The 15,828-nt window shown below is 57.2% G+C and carries 21 protein-coding genes; all 21 read left to right on the top strand.

The genetic code is table 11. The annotated features are described in order from the left end of the window. Window positions 1-16: 16 nt before the first annotated feature. Window positions 17-340, top strand: a complete 324-nt coding sequence (gene rplX / locus NQ519_RS05660; protein ID WP_010262408.1) for a 50S ribosomal protein L24 — start codon at window positions 17-19, stop codon at window positions 338-340. Continuing rightward, window positions 340-900 carry a 50S ribosomal protein L5 gene (rplE, locus tag NQ519_RS05655; protein WP_019152136.1) on the top strand — a complete coding sequence of 187 codons (561 nt, stop codon included), beginning with the start codon at window positions 340-342 and terminating at the stop codon, window positions 898-900. The genes rplX and rplE overlap by 1 nt, the downstream gene beginning before the upstream one ends. A 3-nt stretch (window positions 901-903) precedes the next feature. After that, complete coding sequence (gene rpsN / locus NQ519_RS05650) at window positions 904-1,200, top strand: 30S ribosomal protein S14 (RefSeq protein ID WP_010262412.1); 297 nt, start codon at window positions 904-906, stop codon at window positions 1,198-1,200. Between the two features lie 643 nt (window positions 1,201-1,843). Beyond that, window positions 1,844-2,242 carry a 30S ribosomal protein S8 gene (rpsH, locus tag NQ519_RS05645; protein WP_026076792.1) on the top strand — a complete coding sequence of 133 codons (399 nt, stop codon included), beginning with the start codon at window positions 1,844-1,846 and terminating at the stop codon, window positions 2,240-2,242. A gap of 25 nt (window positions 2,243-2,267) precedes the next feature. Then, window positions 2,268-2,855, top strand: coding sequence for a 50S ribosomal protein L6 (gene rplF / locus NQ519_RS05640; RefSeq protein WP_026076793.1), 588 nt, complete (start codon window positions 2,268-2,270; stop codon window positions 2,853-2,855). A 16-nt stretch (window positions 2,856-2,871) separates the two neighbouring features. After that, window positions 2,872-3,234 carry a 50S ribosomal protein L18 gene (gene rplR / locus NQ519_RS05635; protein ID WP_026020723.1) on the top strand — a complete coding sequence of 121 codons (363 nt, stop codon included), beginning with the start codon at window positions 2,872-2,874 and terminating at the stop codon, window positions 3,232-3,234. 6 nt (window positions 3,235-3,240) lie between these two features. Beyond that, window positions 3,241-3,759 (top strand): 30S ribosomal protein S5, encoded by a 519-nt coding sequence (rpsE, locus tag NQ519_RS05630; protein WP_019152140.1) that lies wholly within the window; start codon window positions 3,241-3,243, stop codon window positions 3,757-3,759. Window positions 3,760-3,770: 11 nt separating this feature from the next. After that, complete coding sequence (gene rpmD / locus NQ519_RS05625) at window positions 3,771-4,025, top strand: 50S ribosomal protein L30 (protein WP_026076794.1); 255 nt, start codon at window positions 3,771-3,773, stop codon at window positions 4,023-4,025. A 28-nt stretch (window positions 4,026-4,053) separates the two neighbouring features. Then, window positions 4,054-4,500 carry a 50S ribosomal protein L15 gene (gene rplO / locus NQ519_RS05620; protein WP_019152142.1) on the top strand — a complete coding sequence of 149 codons (447 nt, stop codon included), beginning with the start codon at window positions 4,054-4,056 and terminating at the stop codon, window positions 4,498-4,500. A 22-nt stretch (window positions 4,501-4,522) separates the two neighbouring features. Then, the gene (secY, locus tag NQ519_RS05615) at window positions 4,523-5,899 is read left to right on the top strand and encodes a preprotein translocase subunit SecY (protein ID WP_044118788.1); all 1,377 of its coding nucleotides are present in this window, start codon (window positions 4,523-4,525) and stop codon (window positions 5,897-5,899) included. Between the two features lie 31 nt (window positions 5,900-5,930). After that, window positions 5,931-6,707: a type I methionyl aminopeptidase gene (gene map, locus NQ519_RS05610; RefSeq protein ID WP_019152144.1), complete on the top strand. Its 777-nt coding sequence runs from the start codon at window positions 5,931-5,933 to the stop codon at window positions 6,705-6,707. A gap of 6 nt (window positions 6,708-6,713) precedes the next feature. Next, a complete protein-coding gene (gene infA, locus NQ519_RS05605; RefSeq protein WP_009597667.1) occupies window positions 6,714-6,932 on the top strand; it encodes a translation initiation factor IF-1 in 219 nt (72 codons plus the stop codon). 18 nt (window positions 6,933-6,950) lie between these two features. Beyond that, window positions 6,951-7,067, top strand: a complete 117-nt coding sequence (gene ykgO / locus NQ519_RS05600) for a type B 50S ribosomal protein L36 (protein WP_010262443.1) — start codon at window positions 6,951-6,953, stop codon at window positions 7,065-7,067. A gap of 37 nt (window positions 7,068-7,104) precedes the next feature. Further along, a complete protein-coding gene (rpsM, locus tag NQ519_RS05595) occupies window positions 7,105-7,485 on the top strand; it encodes a 30S ribosomal protein S13 (RefSeq protein WP_019152145.1) in 381 nt (126 codons plus the stop codon). Between the two features lie 13 nt (window positions 7,486-7,498). After that, on the top strand, window positions 7,499-7,888 hold the full coding sequence (rpsK, locus tag NQ519_RS05590) for a 30S ribosomal protein S11 (protein WP_019152146.1): 390 nt from the start codon (window positions 7,499-7,501) through the stop codon (window positions 7,886-7,888). A gap of 51 nt (window positions 7,889-7,939) precedes the next feature. After that, on the top strand, window positions 7,940-8,548 hold the full coding sequence (rpsD, locus tag NQ519_RS05585; RefSeq protein WP_019152147.1) for a 30S ribosomal protein S4: 609 nt from the start codon (window positions 7,940-7,942) through the stop codon (window positions 8,546-8,548). Window positions 8,549-8,569: 21 nt separating this feature from the next. After that, window positions 8,570-9,562 carry a DNA-directed RNA polymerase subunit alpha gene (locus tag NQ519_RS05580; RefSeq protein ID WP_010262457.1) on the top strand — a complete coding sequence of 331 codons (993 nt, stop codon included), beginning with the start codon at window positions 8,570-8,572 and terminating at the stop codon, window positions 9,560-9,562. A gap of 4 nt (window positions 9,563-9,566) precedes the next feature. Next, window positions 9,567-10,178, top strand: a complete 612-nt coding sequence (gene rplQ / locus NQ519_RS05575; RefSeq protein ID WP_019152149.1) for a 50S ribosomal protein L17 — start codon at window positions 9,567-9,569, stop codon at window positions 10,176-10,178. Window positions 10,179-10,524: 346 nt separating this feature from the next. Next, on the top strand, window positions 10,525-13,536 hold the full coding sequence (locus NQ519_RS05570; RefSeq protein ID WP_019152150.1) for a SusC/RagA family TonB-linked outer membrane protein: 3,012 nt from the start codon (window positions 10,525-10,527) through the stop codon (window positions 13,534-13,536). An 18-nt stretch (window positions 13,537-13,554) separates the two neighbouring features. After that, window positions 13,555-15,012: a RagB/SusD family nutrient uptake outer membrane protein gene (locus tag NQ519_RS05565; RefSeq protein ID WP_019152151.1), complete on the top strand. Its 1,458-nt coding sequence runs from the start codon at window positions 13,555-13,557 to the stop codon at window positions 15,010-15,012. 8 nt (window positions 15,013-15,020) lie between these two features. Next, window positions 15,021-15,827 carry a DUF4843 domain-containing protein gene (locus NQ519_RS05560; RefSeq protein WP_019152152.1) on the top strand — a complete coding sequence of 269 codons (807 nt, stop codon included), beginning with the start codon at window positions 15,021-15,023 and terminating at the stop codon, window positions 15,825-15,827. Window position 15,828: the final 1 nt, after the last annotated feature.

Below are 15,828 nucleotides of genomic sequence, written 5' to 3'. Positions count from 1 at the left end.
AAAAACAATTTCGGATATGTCAGTGAAATTACATATTAAGAAAGGGGACCAGGTTCAGGTCATCGCCGGCGACGGCAAGGGCCAGACGGGTAAAGTACTGAAGGTGGAGGTTTCGAAGCAGCGTGCCATCGTCGAGGGCGTGAACCTCTGCAAGAAGGCCACCAAGCCCAATGCGCAGAACCCCCAGGGCGGCATCATCGAAAAAGAGGCTCCGATCCACGTTTCGAACCTGATGCTCATCGACCCCAAGTCGGGAAAACCCACCAAGGTCGGCCGCAAGCTCAATGCAAAAGGTAAATTAGTTCGTTTCGCTAAAAAGTCAGGGGAGGAGATCAAATAATGGGATACGTACCTACACTCAAGACACAGTATAAGGAGCAGATCAAACCGGCCCTTATGAAGGAGTTCGGTTACTCGAGCATTATGCAGTGCCCGAAGCTCGTCAAGATCGTCATCAACCAGGGTATGGGCCAGGCCGTCGCCGACAAGAAACTCATCGACGTGGCTGAAGCCGAGCTGACGACGATCACCGGCCAGAAGGCCGTTCAGACCCGTTCGCGCAAGGACATCTCCAACTTCAAGCTGCGCAAGGGCATGCCTATCGGCGTGCGCGTGACGCTGCGCGATACGAAGATGTACGAGTTCCTGGAGCGTCTGATCGCAGTGGCGCTTCCCCGCATCCGCGACTTCAAGGGAATCAACGAGAAGTTCGACGGCCAGGGCAACTACACCCTGGGCATCACCGAGCAGATCATCTTCCCGGAGATCGACATCGACAAGATCACCAAGATCTTCGGCATGGAGATTACGTTCGTAACGACGGCCAAGACCGACGAAGAGGCTTATGCCCTGCTCCGCGAGTTCGGCCTTCCTTTCAAAAACGCTAAAAAGAACAACTAAGCTATGGCAAAAGAATCTATGAAGGCCCGCGAGGTGAAGCGTGCGAAACTTGCAAACCGCTATGCTCACAAACGCGAGGAGATCGCTGCCAAGGTGAAGAGCGGTGAGATGGACCACGAGGAGGCATGGCAGGCACTGTCGAAGCTGCCCCGCAACTCGAATCCGATCCGTCAGCACAACCGCTGCAAGATCACCGGCCGTCCCAAAGGCTACATCCGCCTGTTCGGCATCAGCCGTATCCAGTTCCGCGAGATGGCCTCGAAGGGACTGATCCCGGGCGTTACGAAGGCCAGCTGGTAATTTTCCGGGGAGTTTATCCCCGGAAAATCAATTAAAAACCGGGAATGGAGAATTAAGAATTATTTTCCATTCTTCAGAGAGGTCTCTGCGTCCGAGAGTGCATAGCTCGTGGCAGTAAAGTGAAATTTTTAATGCTGAATTTTTCATTTTTTATTGCCGAAGGAACTGAGGCAGATAGGGGTGTGCAGCCCGTGTAGATACGTCACAGTATCGGGGAAAGTGCCGCTGCAAGCGGTAACTTCCCGATATGTGGGGCGTAGCGAGGGGTTGGACATTTGGTTACGAATTTCTCGGACCGAGAGGCCGGAGGAGGTGACCGGGGCGAACTGCGGAAGCGGGGCGTCCGGGTGATTTCCGGAGGCGCTGCCGGTTGCTGAACGGGAGTTTTGTGCGGATATATGTTAGCAACATAGTGGGTGCTAACATTGTCCGTATTCCGGGAGCAGCGGTAAAATCGCTAAAAATCAGGCGGTAATCTTGGCCGTTTGGGAAATAATGCGTATATTTGCGCGCTTTGGGCCCTCGCGTGCGTATGCGAGCGGGGGCGGAAGATAAGGGGCTGTAAAGCGGCGGACGACAGTCAACCGACTGAAAGCCAGAATATTAGTTTAACCAATTTTTTAATTTTTAATTTCTATTCGTTATGACTGATCCTATTGCGGACTTTCTGACCAGAATTAGAAACGCGGTGAAAGCCAACCACAAAGTGGTTGAAGCTCCCGGTTCAAAAATTAAGCAGGAGATAACCAAGATCCTCTACGAGCAGGGTTACATTCTCGCTTACAAATTCGACAAGGACGAGAAGGGACACCCGTCGATCAAAATCGCTCTGAAGTGGGATGCCGCCACCAAGACCAACGCCATCAAGGACCTCAAGCGCGTCAGCCGCCCGGGTCTTCGCCGCTATGCGTCGGTTTCGGACATGCCCCGCGTGCTGAACGGTCTGGGTATCGCCATCGTTTCGACCTCGAAAGGCATCATGACCGACGCCCAGGCCCGCAAGGAGAACGTGGGCGGCGAGGTGCTGTGCTACATCTACTAATCGCAAATCATTAAAGAACAACACAATGTCAAGAATTGGTAAATTACCTGTAAACCTGCCTGCCGGCGTTACCGTAGAGGTATCGGCCGACAATACGGTAAGCGTGAAAGGGCCACTCGGGACGCTGAGCCAGAAAGTTGACTCGGACATCAAGGTAGAGGTCGGCACGCACACGGACGTTCACACGGGCAAGGAGATCCCCGCCGTTCTGGTGAGCCGTCCCACCAACCAGCCCCGCCACCGCTCGATGCACGGTCTGTACCGTGCGCTGATCAACAACATGGTCATCGGCGTGTCGAAGGGTTATGAGATCAAACAGGAGCTCGTGGGCGTCGGCTTCAAGGCCGAAGTCAAAGGCCAGGTGCTTGAGATGAGCCTCGGCTATTCGCACGATACGCATTTCCTGCTGCCCAAGGAGGTGACCGCTACGGCTGTTACCGAGAAGAAGGGCAACCCCATCGTAACGTTCAAGTCGATCGACAAGCAGCTTATCGGCCAGGTCGCCGCCAAGCTCCGTTCGCTGCGCAAGCCGGAGCCGTACAAGGGCAAGGGTATCAAGTTCGTAGGCGAGCAGATCCGTCGCAAGGCCGGTAAATCGGCAGGTGCTAAATAGTAAATAGTCTGAAGTTATGTCACTGAACAAGATAGAAAGAAGAGAGAGGATCAAGATGCGTATCCGCAAGATCGTGAGCGGAACGCCCGCACAGCCTCGCATGACTGTATATCGTAGCAACAAGCAGATCTACGTGCAGTTCATTGATGATCTCGCCGGTGTAACCCTCGCTACGGCTTCCTCGCTGGACAAGGAGGTCGCCGAAGCCGCCGCCGGAAAGAACAAGTGCGAAGTAGCCGCCCTGGTGGGCAAACTGGCCGCCGAGCGCGCCGTCGCCAAAGGCATCTCGGCCGTCGCTTTCGACCGTAACGGTTACCTGTATCACGGAAGAGTTAAACAGCTGGCCGAAGCAGCACGCGAAGGCGGACTTAAATTCTAAGCGATTATGTCAAATACCAACATAAAGAAAGTACGCACGAGCGACCTCGAACTCAAGGACCGTCTCGTCAGCATCCAGCGTGTTACCAAGGTTACGAAGGGTGGTCGCACGTTCAGTTTTTCGGCCATCGTCGTCGTAGGTAACGAGGACGGCGTGGTAGGCTACGGCCTGGGCAAGGCTTCGGAGGTGCAGTCGGCCATCGCCAAGGGCGTGGAGGATGCCAAGAAGAACCTCGTCAAGATCCCGGTGATCAACGGCACGATCCCCCACAAGCAGGAGTCGCGTTTCAGCGGTTCGCTCGTGATGATTCGTCCGGCCGCTCCCGGTACGGGCGTCATCGCCGGCGGCGCCATGCGTGCCGTGCTGGAGTCGGTGGGCGTGAAGAACGTGCTTGCCAAGAGCAAGGGTTCGTCGAACCCCCACAACCTGGTGAAGGCGACCATCAAGGCGCTTTGCGAGCTGCGCGACGCCCACAGCGTCGCCCGCCTGCGCGGCATCTCGATGGACAAGGTGTTTAACGGTTAATTCAGAAGAACATGGCAAGATTGAAAATCACCCAGGTCAAAAGCCGCATCGGCTCCACGACGCGCCAGTGCCGGAATCTCGATGCGCTGGGTTTGAAGCGGATCAATGCGAGCGTCGAGCACGACGACTCGGCTATCATCAAGGGTATGATCGAGCGCGTGAAACACCTCGTCAAGGTCGAGGAGGTCGCTGCGCCTGCGAAGAAGGCAGCCCCCAAGGCCAAGAAGGCCGAGGTGAAGGAGGAGGCCGCTCAGCCCGCAGAATAAGTTTAACTGCTAACGGATTATTTTAAGCATGGAACTCAATAATCTCAAACCCGCAAAGGGTTCAACGCACCACGACAAACGAATCGGCCGCGGTGCAGGTTCGGGTCACGGTGGCACCGCCACCCGTGGACACAAGGGTGCACAGTCGCGTTCGGGTTACTCGCGCAAGCTCGGCTTCGAGGGTGGCCAGATGCCGTTGCAGCGTCGCGTTCCCAAGTTCGGGTTCACCAACTTGAAGCGAGTGGAATTCAAGGCGATCAACCTCTCGACGCTCGAGGAGCTGGCCGCCAAGAAGTCGCTCACGGAGGTTACGGTGGATACGCTCGTGGCCGCAGGTTTCATCTCGTCGAACGACAAGGTGAAGATTCTGGGCAACGGCACGATCTCGAAGGCGCTCGCTGTCAAGGCTCACGCGTTCTCGAAGAGCGCCGAGGCAGCCATCACGGCAGCCGGCGGCAGCGTCGAAAAACTGTAAGCAACCTTAGAACCCAAAAATTATGAATCAGTATCTCGTTGTTGGTATCGTCTTTTTGGTGGTAATCGCTCTTTTGGCGACCAACAAGAAATTGGTAGAAACGCTCAAGAACATCTACAAGATCGAGGAGCTGCGCAAACGTGTGATCTACACGATCGGGCTGCTGCTGGTCTTCCGCTTGGGCAGTTTCGTCGTGATTCCGGGCATCAACCCCAACGCCCTGGGCGAGGGGTCGGCGTATGCCAGCCAGCTGGAGGGCAACGGACTTCTGGGTCTGTTGAACGTCTTCTCGGGCGGCGCCTTCGGCAACGCCTCGATCCTGGCGCTCGGAGTCATGCCGTATATCACCGCCTCGATCATCATCCAGCTGATGGGTATGATGATTCCGTATTTCCAGAAAATGCAGAAGGAGGGTGAGAGCGGCCGCCGCAAGATGAATCAGTGGACGCGCTTCCTGACGATCGGCGTCCTGCTCCTGCAGGGCCCGGCGTACATGGCCAACCTGTACCATCAGGTGCCTTCCGCTTTCGTCTACGGCAATTCGTTCGGCTTCATTGCCTATGCGACGACGATTCTGATCGCCGGCACCATGTTCATCATGTGGCTGGGCGAGAAGATCACCGACAAGGGTATCGGTAACGGTATCTCGCTGATCATCATGATCGGTATCGTGGCACGTCTTCCCCACGCGCTGTTGGCCGAGGTCAACGCCCGTTTCCAGACGGCCACCGGCAGCGCCATCATGCTGATCCTCGAGCTGATCCTGCTGTTCCTTGTCTTCATGGCAACGATCGCCCTGGTACAGGCAGTCCGCAAGGTGCCTGTGCAGTATGCAAAGCGTATCGTCGGAAACAAACAGTACGGGGGCGTGCGTCAGTACATCCCGTTGAAGATGAATGCCGCGAATGTGATGCCCATCATCTTCGCGCAGGCTCTGATGTTCATTCCGGCGCTGTTCTCCGGTACGGCCTTCGCGGCTGCCTTCAGCTCGATGACCGGTTTCTGGTACAACTTCACGCTTGCAGTGCTGGTAATCGCTTTCACCTACTTCTACACGGCGATTATCATCAATCCTCAAATGATGGCCGATGACATGAAGCGAAACGGCGGCTTCATCCCGGGAGTGAAACCGGGTAAGCAGACCGTGAACTACATCGACACCATCATGACGCGCATCACGCTTCCGGGTTCGATCTTCCTGGCGATCGTGGCGATTCTGCCCGCGCTGGCGATGAAGTTCCTGGGCATCCAGCAGGCGTTCGCCTACTTCTACGGAGGTACGTCGCTGCTGATCATGGTCGGCGTGGTGCTCGACACTCTGAAGCAGATCGAGAGCTACCTGCTGATGCGCCACTATGACGGTCTGATGAAGACCGGACGTATCCAAGGTCGTCATTAGGAGTTTTTCCGAAGAGTTTTAAGCGAAGAGAATGATATATCTGAAGACAGACGAGGAGATAGAGCTGCTCCGCGAGAACAACATCCTGGTGTCGAGGACACTGGCGGAGGTGGGTCGCCACATCCGTCCGGGTGTCACCACCAAGGAGTTGGATTCGATTGCCGAGGATTTCATCCGCGCGCACGGAGCAGTTCCTGCCTTCCTCGGGTATCAGGGATTTCCCGCTTCGTTGTGCATATCGGTAAACGAACAGGTAGTTCACGGTATCCCATCTTCGAAATGCGTCCTCAAAGAGGGCGACATCGTTTCGGTCGATTGCGGTACGTTTATGAAGGGGTTTGTTGGTGATTCGGCATATACGTTTGCCGTGGGAGAGGTTGCCGCGGAAGTAAGGCAGCTGATGGAGGTCACCAAAGAGGCTCTTTATAAAGGTACGGCGCAGGCCAAGACCGGCAACCGCGTAGGCGACGTGTCGGCGGCCGTGCAGGAACACGCCGAGAGCTTCGGCTACGGCGTGGTGCGCGAATTGGAGGGACACGGATTGGGTCGCAGAATGCACGAAGACCCCGGCGTTCCCAATTACGGCGCACGCGGCAGGGGACCATTGCTCAGGGAGGGCATGGTCATCTGCATCGAACCCATGATCAACATGGGGACCAAAGCGGTGGTTTTCGAACAGGATGGCTGGACGGTCCGCACGCGGGACCGCAAACCGGCGGCGCACTATGAGTTCGCCGTTGCGGTTCGCAAATCGGGCCCCGACGTATTGACGGATTTCAGTATCATCGAACAGGCAATAAACAACTGAGACTCTATGGCAAAACAAGCTGCTATCGAACGGGACGGGACGATCATCGAGGCACTGTCCAACGCGATGTTCCGCGTCGAGCTGGACAACGGCCACGTGCTCACGGCCCATATCTCGGGGAAGATGCGTATGCACTACATCAAGATCCTTCCCGGAGATAAAGTAAAAGTGGAGATGACGCCCTACGATCTTACGAAGGGACGTATATCTTTCCGGTACAAATAATTAGATTGCTTGAAAATCATGAAAGTAAAAGCATCCATCAAGAAGAGAAGCGAGGATTGCAAGATTGTGAAGCGCAAAGGCAAACTTTACGTCATTTGCAAGAAGAATCCCAAGTTCAAAATGCGCCAGGGTTAATGTTTTTTAGACAAGTCAAAAAAGAAAAAGTATTTATATGGCACGTATAGTCGGTGTAGATTTACCGAAAAACAAAAGAGGCGAGATCGGCCTGACCTATATCTACGGCATCGGTCGCTCGACGGCTCGCAAAATTCTCGAGACGGCTGGCATCAGCTACGATCTCAAAGTACAGGACTGGTCGGACGACCAGGTCGGAGCGATCCGTTCGACGATCGCCGACATGGGCATCAAGGTCGAGGGCGAATGCCGCTCGATGGTCCAGATGAACATCAAGCGCCTGATGGATATCGGCTGCTACCGCGGCATCCGTCACCGTCTGGGTCTTCCGGTCCGCGGTCAGTCAACCAAGAACAATGCGCGCACCCGCAAGGGCCGCAAGAAGACCGTCGCAAACAAGAAAAAGGCAACGAAGTAATCTTTAGAGAATTATGGCAAAGAAAACTGGAACAGTTAAGAAAAAGGTTGTCAAGGTCGGAGCCGTGGGTAACGCTTATGTGCACTCCACTTTCAACAACGTGATCATCACCATCACCAACGAGGTGGGTGACGTTATCAGCTGGTCGTCGGCCGGTAAGATGGGTTTCCGTGGTTCGAAGAAGAATACTCCGTATGCAGCACAGACCGCTTCGCAGGATTGCGCGAAGGTGGCTTACGACATGGGCCTGCGCAAGGTGAAAGTCTATGTCAAGGGTCCGGGCGCCGGCCGCGAGTCGGCTGTGCGCACCATCCACGGCGCAGGTATCGAGGTGATGGAGATCATCGACGTTACTCCGCTGCCGCACAACGGTTGCCGTGCTCCTAACCGCCGCCGCGTCTAATTTTCGGTGCGAGGTAAGGAATATTCAACGTTTTTTTAATAAGTTAAGACAATGGGAAAATACATAGGACCTAAATCGAAAATCGCCCGCAAGTTCGGCGAAGCTATCTATGGTGCGGATAAGGTGCTCGAAAAGCGCAATTATCCTCCCGGACAGCACGGTCTGGCGCGTAAGCGCAAAAAGGTGTCGGAGTACGGCACGCAGTTGAGCGAGAAGCAGAAGGCCAAATATACCTACGGTCTGCTGGAGAAGCAGTTCTCGCGCACCTACGAGCAGGCTGCCCGCATGGGCGGCATCACGGGCGAGAACCTGTTGAAGCTGCTGGAATGCCGTCTGGACAACGTCGTTTACCGCCTGGGTATCGCCCCGACGCGTGCCGCTGCCCGCCAGCTCGTTTCGCACTGCCATATCTGTGTGAACGGCAACGTCGTGAACATTCCCTCGTACTCGCTGCGTGCGGGTGACGTGGTGTCGGTTCGCGAGAAGTCGAAGAGCCTGGAAGTGATCACGGTATCTCTGTCCGGCTCGTCGAAGAGCCGCTACGCCTGGTTGGAGTGGGACAACGCTTCGATGAGCGGAAAGTTCCTCCAGCGCCCGGAGCGTGAGGAGATTCCCGAGAACATCAAGGAGCAGCTCATCGTCGAGTTGTACTCGAAGTAGTAATCAAACAAATTCACTATTATGGCAATATTAGCATTCCAGAAACCTGAGAAGGTTATTATGCTTGAGTCCACTTCATCGTTCGGAAAGTTCGAGTTCCGGCCGTTGGAGCCCGGATTCGGCCGGACTGTCGGTAACGCTTTACGTCGTATTCTGCTCTCCTCGCTCGAGGGTTATGCGATCACGACTGTCAAGGTAGCCGGTGTCGATCACGAGTTTGCCGCTATCCCCGGTGTGATGGAGGATATGTTGAACATCATCCTCAATCTGAAGCAGGTTCGTTTTATCCGCACAGTCGATAATCAGGATGCAGAAAAAGTATCCATTAACGTTGCGGGTGTGACGGAGCTGACTGCCGGATATATCTCGAATTACCTGTCGTTCTTCAAGGTGCTCAACCCCGACCTGGTGATCTGCCACCTGGCCCCGGGCACCAAGATGCAGATGACGCTCACGATCGGCAAGGGCCGCGGCTACGTGCCCGCGGAGGAGAACGCCCCCGCCGAGAGCGAGTTCGGAACGCTTCCGATCGACTCGATCTTCACGCCCATCAAGAACGTGAAGTACTCGATCGAGGACTACCGCGTCGAGCAGAGGACCGACTACGAGAAGTTGAATTTGGAAATTACTACCGACGGGTCGATTCACCCCAAAGAGGCTCTGAAAGAGGCCGCCAAGATTCTCATCCAGCACTTCATGCTCTTCTCCGACGAGAAGATCACCGTCAACATGGAAGATACGAACGGTGCCGAGGAGTTCGATGAGGATGTTCTCCACATGCGTCAGCTGCTGAAGACGAAGCTCTCGGACCAGGATCTTTCGGTCCGCGCCCTGAACTGTCTGAAAGCCGCCGACGTGGATACCGTGGGGGATCTCGTGAAGCTGAACCGCAACGACCTGCTGAAGTTCCGCAACTTCGGCAAGAAGTCGCTGACGGAACTCGACGAGCTGCTGACCTCGCTCAACTTGAAGTTCGGTATGGACGTATCAATCTACAAACTTGACAAAGATTAATTAAATGAGACACAATAAGAATTTCAACCACCTCGGCCGTCAGGCGGGACACCGCAAGGCGATGCTTTCGAACATGGCATCGTCGCTGATCATGCACAAGCGCATCGAGACCACCGTTGCGAAGGCAAAGGCCGTACGGCAGTTCGTGGAGCCCCTGGTAACCAAGTCGAAGGAGGACACGACCCACTCGCGCCGTGTAGTATTCTCGTACCTGAAACAGAAGGAGGCCGTCACGGAACTGTTCCGCACGATCGCTCCGAAGATCGCCGAGCGTCCGGGCGGTTACACCCGCATTCTGAAGACCGGTTTCCGTCTGGGCGACGCTGCCGACATGTGCATCATCGAGTTCGTCGATTTCAACGAGGCTTACACGCTGGGCATCGCTCCGGCTGCCGCTTCGGAGGCGAAACCCAAGACGCGCCGTTCGCGCAAGCCCGCAGCGAAGAAGACCGACGCCGTGGAGGAGGCCACCGTCGTCGAGGGCGGCGAGGCCAAGAAGGCCGCAGCGCCCAAGAAGGCTGCCGCCCCGAAGAAGCCCGCAGCCCCGAAGGCCGCTTCGGCCAAGGCTGCCGCTCCGAAGGTTGCCAAGAAGACCAACGTGGGCAAGAAAATGTAATTCGTGACAGCGGTGCATTTGCGCCGTTTCCGTTGAAATCCGCGGATGGGACTGACGCCCCATTCGCGGATTTTTCGGATTGTATCATGGCCGGAAGATCGCTTCGCTGTTTCGCAGGGGGCTTTCGCCCGCCCTTGCCGTTCTTTCCGCTTTCCGGACGGCAACGGCGAAATGAAAAAATCCCCTTTTTTAGGGATGCGTCCTGTTTTGCTATTCCGAATTAATATTATACCTTTGCACATTCTCTCCGGTGTCGGATAACCTGCCTCCGGAGCGTGCGAAAAGTCAAATGAATTCCGATCGGCCGGAGTCGCTTTTTCCCGGCAGGCGGAAATACTCCGAATCTATGAAACTGCGACTTCTGCTGCTTCTGTTGTCTGCATTGATCTCCCCCCCCCTGCTCGTTCATGCACAGAGTAGCGCTTCCAAACCCAGCCGGACGATAACCGGCAATGTCAAAAACGAGAAAGGCGAATTCATTGTCGGTGCCTCGGTTTATGTGAAATCGACGCCCCGTATCGGCACCGCGACCGACGCCAAGGGCGAATTTCGCCTGCAAGGCATTCCGTCGGGCAAGCAGACCATCGTTTTCACCTTCATAGGCATGGTCCCCTTCGAGGTGGAGTATGCCAACCAGCGCGATCTGGAAGTCGTGCTCAAAGAGGACGCCACGCAGGTCAACGAGGTGGTGGTGACGGGTATTTACAGCCGCGACAAGAACAGCTTCGCCGGTTCGGCGACGACCTACACGGGCAAGGAGTTGCGGGCCATCGGCACGAAGAACGTCTTTCAGAGTCTCAAAACGCTCGAACCGGCCTTGACGCTCGTCGAGAACCGCGCTTTCGGTTCCGACCCCAACCGGCTGCCCGATCTGGAGATTCGCGGCAAGACCAGTCTGGTGGGCGACCTCACCACCGAATACGACAATACGGCCAATCAGCCGCTCTTCATCCTCGACGGTATCGAGGTGGAGATCGCCCAGATTCAGAACCTGAGCATGGACCGTATCGCCAGTGTCACGGTGCTCAAAGATGCCGCTTCGGCGGCCATCTATGGTTCGAAGGCTTCCAACGGTGTGATCGTCGTCGAGACGGTCAAGCCCGAGCCGGGGCAGCTGCGGGTCTCCTATTCGGCCGACCTGCGGTTCGAGTTCCCCGACCTCTCCGACTACAACCTGATGAATGCCGAAGAGAAGCTCCGCTACGAGGTGCTGGCCGGACGCTATGTCGGCGAGGATCAGGATCAGTTGGATGCGCTCTACAATTCGCGGCTGGCCGAGGTGATGCGCGGCGTGGACACCTATTGGTTGTCGGTTCCCCTGCGCTCGGTGCTGAATCACACGCACAGCGTTTATATCGACGGCGGCAGCGAGGCCATGCTCTACGGCGTGGGGTTGAATTACAGCAATCAGAAGGGCATCATGAAGGGCTCCGAAAAGGGGATTACGGGCGGTAATATCAACCTCGTCTACCGCACCGACAAGCTGATCTTTTCGAACGATTTCAGCTTCGATTCCGTGAAGAGCGAGCGCGAGCCGGTCTCCTTCTCGACTTTCGCCCAGGCCAATCCCTATTACCGCAAATACAGCGAGGACGGGGAGATTCCGGAGTTTCTGGAGCCTTATTCCGTGGCGCAGGAGTTCATCTACAACCCGCTCTACCAGCTCCGCCGCGTGGTCAACACCGACGTGACGAAGGACCTCGGACTGCGCAACAATTTCACGGTCATCTGGCGTCCCGTGACCTCGTTGCAGGTCCGCGGGCGTCTCGCCCTGAATAAGAGCATCTCCGAGCGCGAGGCGTTCAAGTCGCCCGCGCACTCCGATTTCAACGGTTCGACCTCCAAGGGCTCCTACACGACGGAAAAGACCGACCTGATGAGCTATAACGGCGATGTCACCGTCACCTACGGCCGGCTTTTCGGCCATCATCAGATCAATGCCGTCGGCGGCTGGAATTTCAGTTCGCGCACGCAGAAGAACACCGGCTACGAGATCTTCGGATTCACGAGCGACCTGCACCAGAATCCCTCGTTCTCCGAAGGTTTCCAGCAGGGCGACAAGCCGAGCTATACGGACCGGATCAGCCGCAGCACGAGCTTCTATCTCAACGGCAACTACTCCTACCGCAACCGTTATCTGTTCGACGCCAGCCTGCGTATGGACGGATCGTCGGTTTTCGGTTCGGAGAACCTCTTCACGACGACGTGGGCCGTGGGCGTGGGGTGGAACATCCACAACGAGGCGTGGTGCAAGGCCGAATGGCTCGACCTGCTGAAGCTGCGCTTCTCGATCGGTAACCCCGGAAACCAGAATTTCGACGCCTACACGGCTTCGGGAACCTACATCTACAACTCCACCTACCAGAATCTCTTCGGGACCAGCGCGATCCTCGAAAAGTTCGGCAACCCGAATCTCAAATGGCAGAAAACCATCGACAAGAACCTCGGTCTCGACATCGACATCTTCGACCGCGTGAAGTTCTCGGTGGATTTCTACCACAAGAACACCGACCCGCTGCTGGCCCAGATTCCCGTGCCCCCGTCGCTGGGCACGACGCGCATCTACACCAATTTCGGCGGTCAGATCTCGAAGGGCTTTTCGGGCAGTCTCAACGTGGTGGTCATGAAACGGCAGTACCTGCGCTGGAGCGTGAACGCCTCTTTCAGCCAGAACAACTCGGAGTACCGCAACATCGGCGACAAACTCGACTTCATGAACCAGAAGGGCAGCGCCACGACCTTCAAGCGTTATTACGACGGCGCCAGCCCCGACGACATCTGGGCCGTGCGGTCGCACGGCATCGACCCCTCCTCGGGACGCGAGGTCTTCATCCGCAAGGACGGCAGCTATACGTTCAAGTACGACGCCAACGACGAGGTGGTGGTGGGCTCCTCGGCTCCCGCTCTGGAGGGTATCATCGGAACCTCGATCTTCTACAAGGGCTTTTCGGCCAGCGTCAACCTGCGTTACAGCTTCGGGGCCGACGTATTCGCTTCGGCGCTCTACAACAAGGTGGAGAACATCTCCGAAACGGCGCTCTACTACAACCTCGACCGGCGCGCGCTGCACGACCGCTGGCAGAAACCCGGTGACAAGGCCCGTTTCAAGGCCATCAGCATCGACGACACTACGCCCATGTCCTCGCGCTTCGTGCTCCGGGAGAACTACATCGCCGGGGAGTCGATCTCCGTCGGTTACGAAACCTCGGCCCGCTGGCTGCATGTCGTCGGCGTCCAGGGCGCTTCGTTCCGCTTCTATATGAACGACATCTTCCGCCTGGCATCCTTCAAGGAGGAGCGCGGTACGGACTATCCTTTTTCGAAAAGTTTCTCGCTGTCGATCAGCCTGCGTTTCTGATCCGAAAACCGTATGCTTATGAAAATCATCAAACTATATTTCCTGATGGCGCTGGCGCTGTTGTCGGGCGGCTGCAAGGGCTGGCTGACGATCGACTCGTCGGACCGTATCATGGAGAACACCCTGTTCGAGACCGAGGAGGGGTTCTTCACGGCGCTCAACGGCGTTTATGCCGAGTTGCCGCAGGCGAGCTTATACGGCAAGTCGCTCGCGGCCGTCACGTTCGATGTGCAGGCCCAGTATTTCGATACCACGCAGCCTTCGACCCATACCTTCAACACGCTGGGCGCCTACTCCGCGGAGGCCCGCAAGACGGCCGTCGCCGATACGTGGGACAAAGCCTATTTCGTCATCGCCAACGTCAACAAGATTCTCGAACATTGCGAGAGCGACCGCGATGTGCTCTCCGACCGCGCCTACCACATCATCCGCGGCGAGATGCTGGGCATGCGGGCGTTGCTGCACTTCGAGATGCTGCGCATCTTCGGGCCCGTCTTCGCGGAGGCTCCCGCCCGGGTTTCGATTCCCTACCGCACGAGCAGCGAACTGACCGTCACGCCGCTGCTGCCCGCGAACGAGGTGGCCGAAAAGATCGCCGGGGACTTCACCGACGCGCTCTCCGAACTCGCTGAGTGGGACCCCGTGCGCACCGAGGGGCGGTTGAACGGCGAAACGACCGGTTCGGTGCGTTACCGGAGCCGTCACCTGCGGCTCAATTACTTTGCGGTGAAAGCGTTGCAGGCGCGGCTGGCCATCTATACCGGCGACCGGACGCTGGCAGGGCGGCTGGCCGGGGAGGTGATCGACGAGGCCGGGCCGTTCTTTCCCTTCGCGTCGCGCGAGGATGTGACCGGGCAGACCGCCGTCGGCGTGGCCACGCAGAACTCCGAAGACCGCATCTTCTCGTCGGAGGCGCTCTTCTCGGCGGTCAACTCGAAACGCACGAGCGACATCCACGACAAATTCTTTTCCAACAAACTCGAACAGGTCAACCTGCTCACGATGGGTGAACTGGCCGTGCACAACCTCTACGATTCGGAAAGCGACCTGCGCACCTACCAGTGGCAGACGCTCAAGAATACCGAGGGCGTGGACCAGCGTTTCTTCGTCAAATACGGGCAGGTGCAGGACATGGACCTGGGTTACGCCTCGATGGTCCCCGTCGTCCGGATGGCGGAGATGTACCTGATCGCCGCCGAGTGCGAGGACTCCAAGGCGACGGCCTACGGGTGGCTCAACGCGCTGCGCTCGGCCCGCAAGGCGACCTCGCTGCCCGCGACGGGAACGCTGAGCAACGATCTCACGGAGGAGTACATCCGCGAATTCGTCGGCGAGGGGCAGCTCTTCTGGTACTACAAGCGTCTGCGCAAGACCTCGATCCGGAAAGTGTACAGCAACAACGGCGGCTATTTGGAGTTCGACCCGGCGAATTACCTCTTCGCGCTGCCCGAGAAGGAACAGGAGCACCATAAATAGCGTTCGACATGAAAAATTACAACCGATACGGACTGATTCCGGCGCTCGCTGCCGCGGCCCTCGCGTTGGGGGCCTGCAACGAATCCATCCGGACCTACGACGGGCAGACGGGAATCTATTTCGCCATGCTGCAATCGGGCAGCGACGAGGAGAACCCGCGCTACACCGCCGATTCGAGCCTCCCGTTCGCGCTGCTGCCCAGCGGAACCGACGAACAGACCCTGCAACTGCGGGTCAAGGTCATCGGTTCGGTGGCCGACTATCCGCGCGCCTTTGCCTTCCGCACCGTCGCCGACCGGACCACGGCGCAGGAGGGACACGACTACGAACTGCCCGAGGGCGACTGCGTCGTCGCGGCGGGCGAGGTTTACGGTTACATTCCGATCCGGTTTTTCCGCCGGGCCTCGCTCGACGGGAAGGAGCTGACGCTCACGCTCGAACTGCTTCCCAACGAGCAGTTCGACCTGCCGCTGAGCGCCTGGCTCCCGGTGAACGGGACCGAGACCGTGGGTACGGACGTGCTGCGCCACACCGTCACGGTGAGCGACAAGTACGTGCGGCTCGACGGGTGGTCGGACCAGTTCTACGGACCCTATTCGGACAAGAAGATCAAACTCATGTGCAGCGTCTTCGACCTGACGCTCGCCGATTTCCAGCCGGACGCCCTGTCGTACGTCGAACGCAAGGTGCTGGGACAGAATTTCCGCCGCTACCTCGACGGGGAGGAGCGCGCCGGGCGGACCGTCTATGAGGACTATCTCGACGGGGAGGGCAATCCCGTCAAAATGGAATCCGGACCGGATTCGGCCGAATAAT

The organism is Alistipes senegalensis JC50 (genome assembly GCF_025145645.1).
GTDB lineage: Bacteria > Bacteroidota > Bacteroidia > Bacteroidales > Rikenellaceae > Alistipes > Alistipes senegalensis.
The sequence above is the reverse complement of the archived record's forward strand: the minus strand, read 5'-3'. Positions and strand labels throughout refer to the sequence as shown.

Excerpts from the sequence above, each read along its gene's own strand:
- rplR (WP_026020723.1), top strand. The coding sequence starts at position 2,872 with ATGTCACTGAACAAGATAGAAAGAAGAGAGAGGATCAAGATGCGTATC.
- rplF (WP_026076793.1), top strand. The coding sequence starts at position 2,268 with ATGTCAAGAATTGGTAAATTACCTGTAAACCTGCCTGCCGGCGTTACC.
- rpsE (WP_019152140.1), top strand. The coding sequence starts at position 3,241 with ATGTCAAATACCAACATAAAGAAAGTACGCACGAGCGACCTCGAACTC.
- rpmD (WP_026076794.1), top strand. The coding sequence starts at position 3,771 with ATGGCAAGATTGAAAATCACCCAGGTCAAAAGCCGCATCGGCTCCACG.
- NQ519_RS05570 (WP_019152150.1), top strand. The coding sequence starts at position 10,525 with ATGAAACTGCGACTTCTGCTGCTTCTGTTGTCTGCATTGATCTCCCCC.
- rpsD (WP_019152147.1), top strand. The coding sequence starts at position 7,940 with ATGGGAAAATACATAGGACCTAAATCGAAAATCGCCCGCAAGTTCGGC.
- rplO (WP_019152142.1), top strand. The coding sequence starts at position 4,054 with ATGGAACTCAATAATCTCAAACCCGCAAAGGGTTCAACGCACCACGAC.
- rpsN (WP_010262412.1), top strand. The coding sequence starts at position 904 with ATGGCAAAAGAATCTATGAAGGCCCGCGAGGTGAAGCGTGCGAAACTT.
- rplE (WP_019152136.1), top strand. The coding sequence starts at position 340 with ATGGGATACGTACCTACACTCAAGACACAGTATAAGGAGCAGATCAAA.
- rpsK (WP_019152146.1), top strand. The coding sequence starts at position 7,499 with ATGGCAAAGAAAACTGGAACAGTTAAGAAAAAGGTTGTCAAGGTCGGA.
- NQ519_RS05565 (WP_019152151.1), top strand. The coding sequence starts at position 13,555 with ATGAAAATCATCAAACTATATTTCCTGATGGCGCTGGCGCTGTTGTCG.
- rpsH (WP_026076792.1), top strand. The coding sequence starts at position 1,844 with ATGACTGATCCTATTGCGGACTTTCTGACCAGAATTAGAAACGCGGTG.
- NQ519_RS05580 (WP_010262457.1), top strand. The coding sequence starts at position 8,570 with ATGGCAATATTAGCATTCCAGAAACCTGAGAAGGTTATTATGCTTGAG.
- rplQ (WP_019152149.1), top strand. The coding sequence starts at position 9,567 with ATGAGACACAATAAGAATTTCAACCACCTCGGCCGTCAGGCGGGACAC.
- rpsM (WP_019152145.1), top strand. The coding sequence starts at position 7,105 with ATGGCACGTATAGTCGGTGTAGATTTACCGAAAAACAAAAGAGGCGAG.
- map (WP_019152144.1), top strand. The coding sequence starts at position 5,931 with ATGATATATCTGAAGACAGACGAGGAGATAGAGCTGCTCCGCGAGAAC.
- infA (WP_009597667.1), top strand. The coding sequence starts at position 6,714 with ATGGCAAAACAAGCTGCTATCGAACGGGACGGGACGATCATCGAGGCA.
- NQ519_RS05560 (WP_019152152.1), top strand. The coding sequence starts at position 15,021 with ATGAAAAATTACAACCGATACGGACTGATTCCGGCGCTCGCTGCCGCG.
- secY (WP_044118788.1), top strand. The coding sequence starts at position 4,523 with ATGAATCAGTATCTCGTTGTTGGTATCGTCTTTTTGGTGGTAATCGCT.
- rplX (WP_010262408.1), top strand. The coding sequence starts at position 17 with ATGTCAGTGAAATTACATATTAAGAAAGGGGACCAGGTTCAGGTCATC.
- ykgO (WP_010262443.1), top strand. The coding sequence starts at position 6,951 with ATGAAAGTAAAAGCATCCATCAAGAAGAGAAGCGAGGATTGCAAGATT.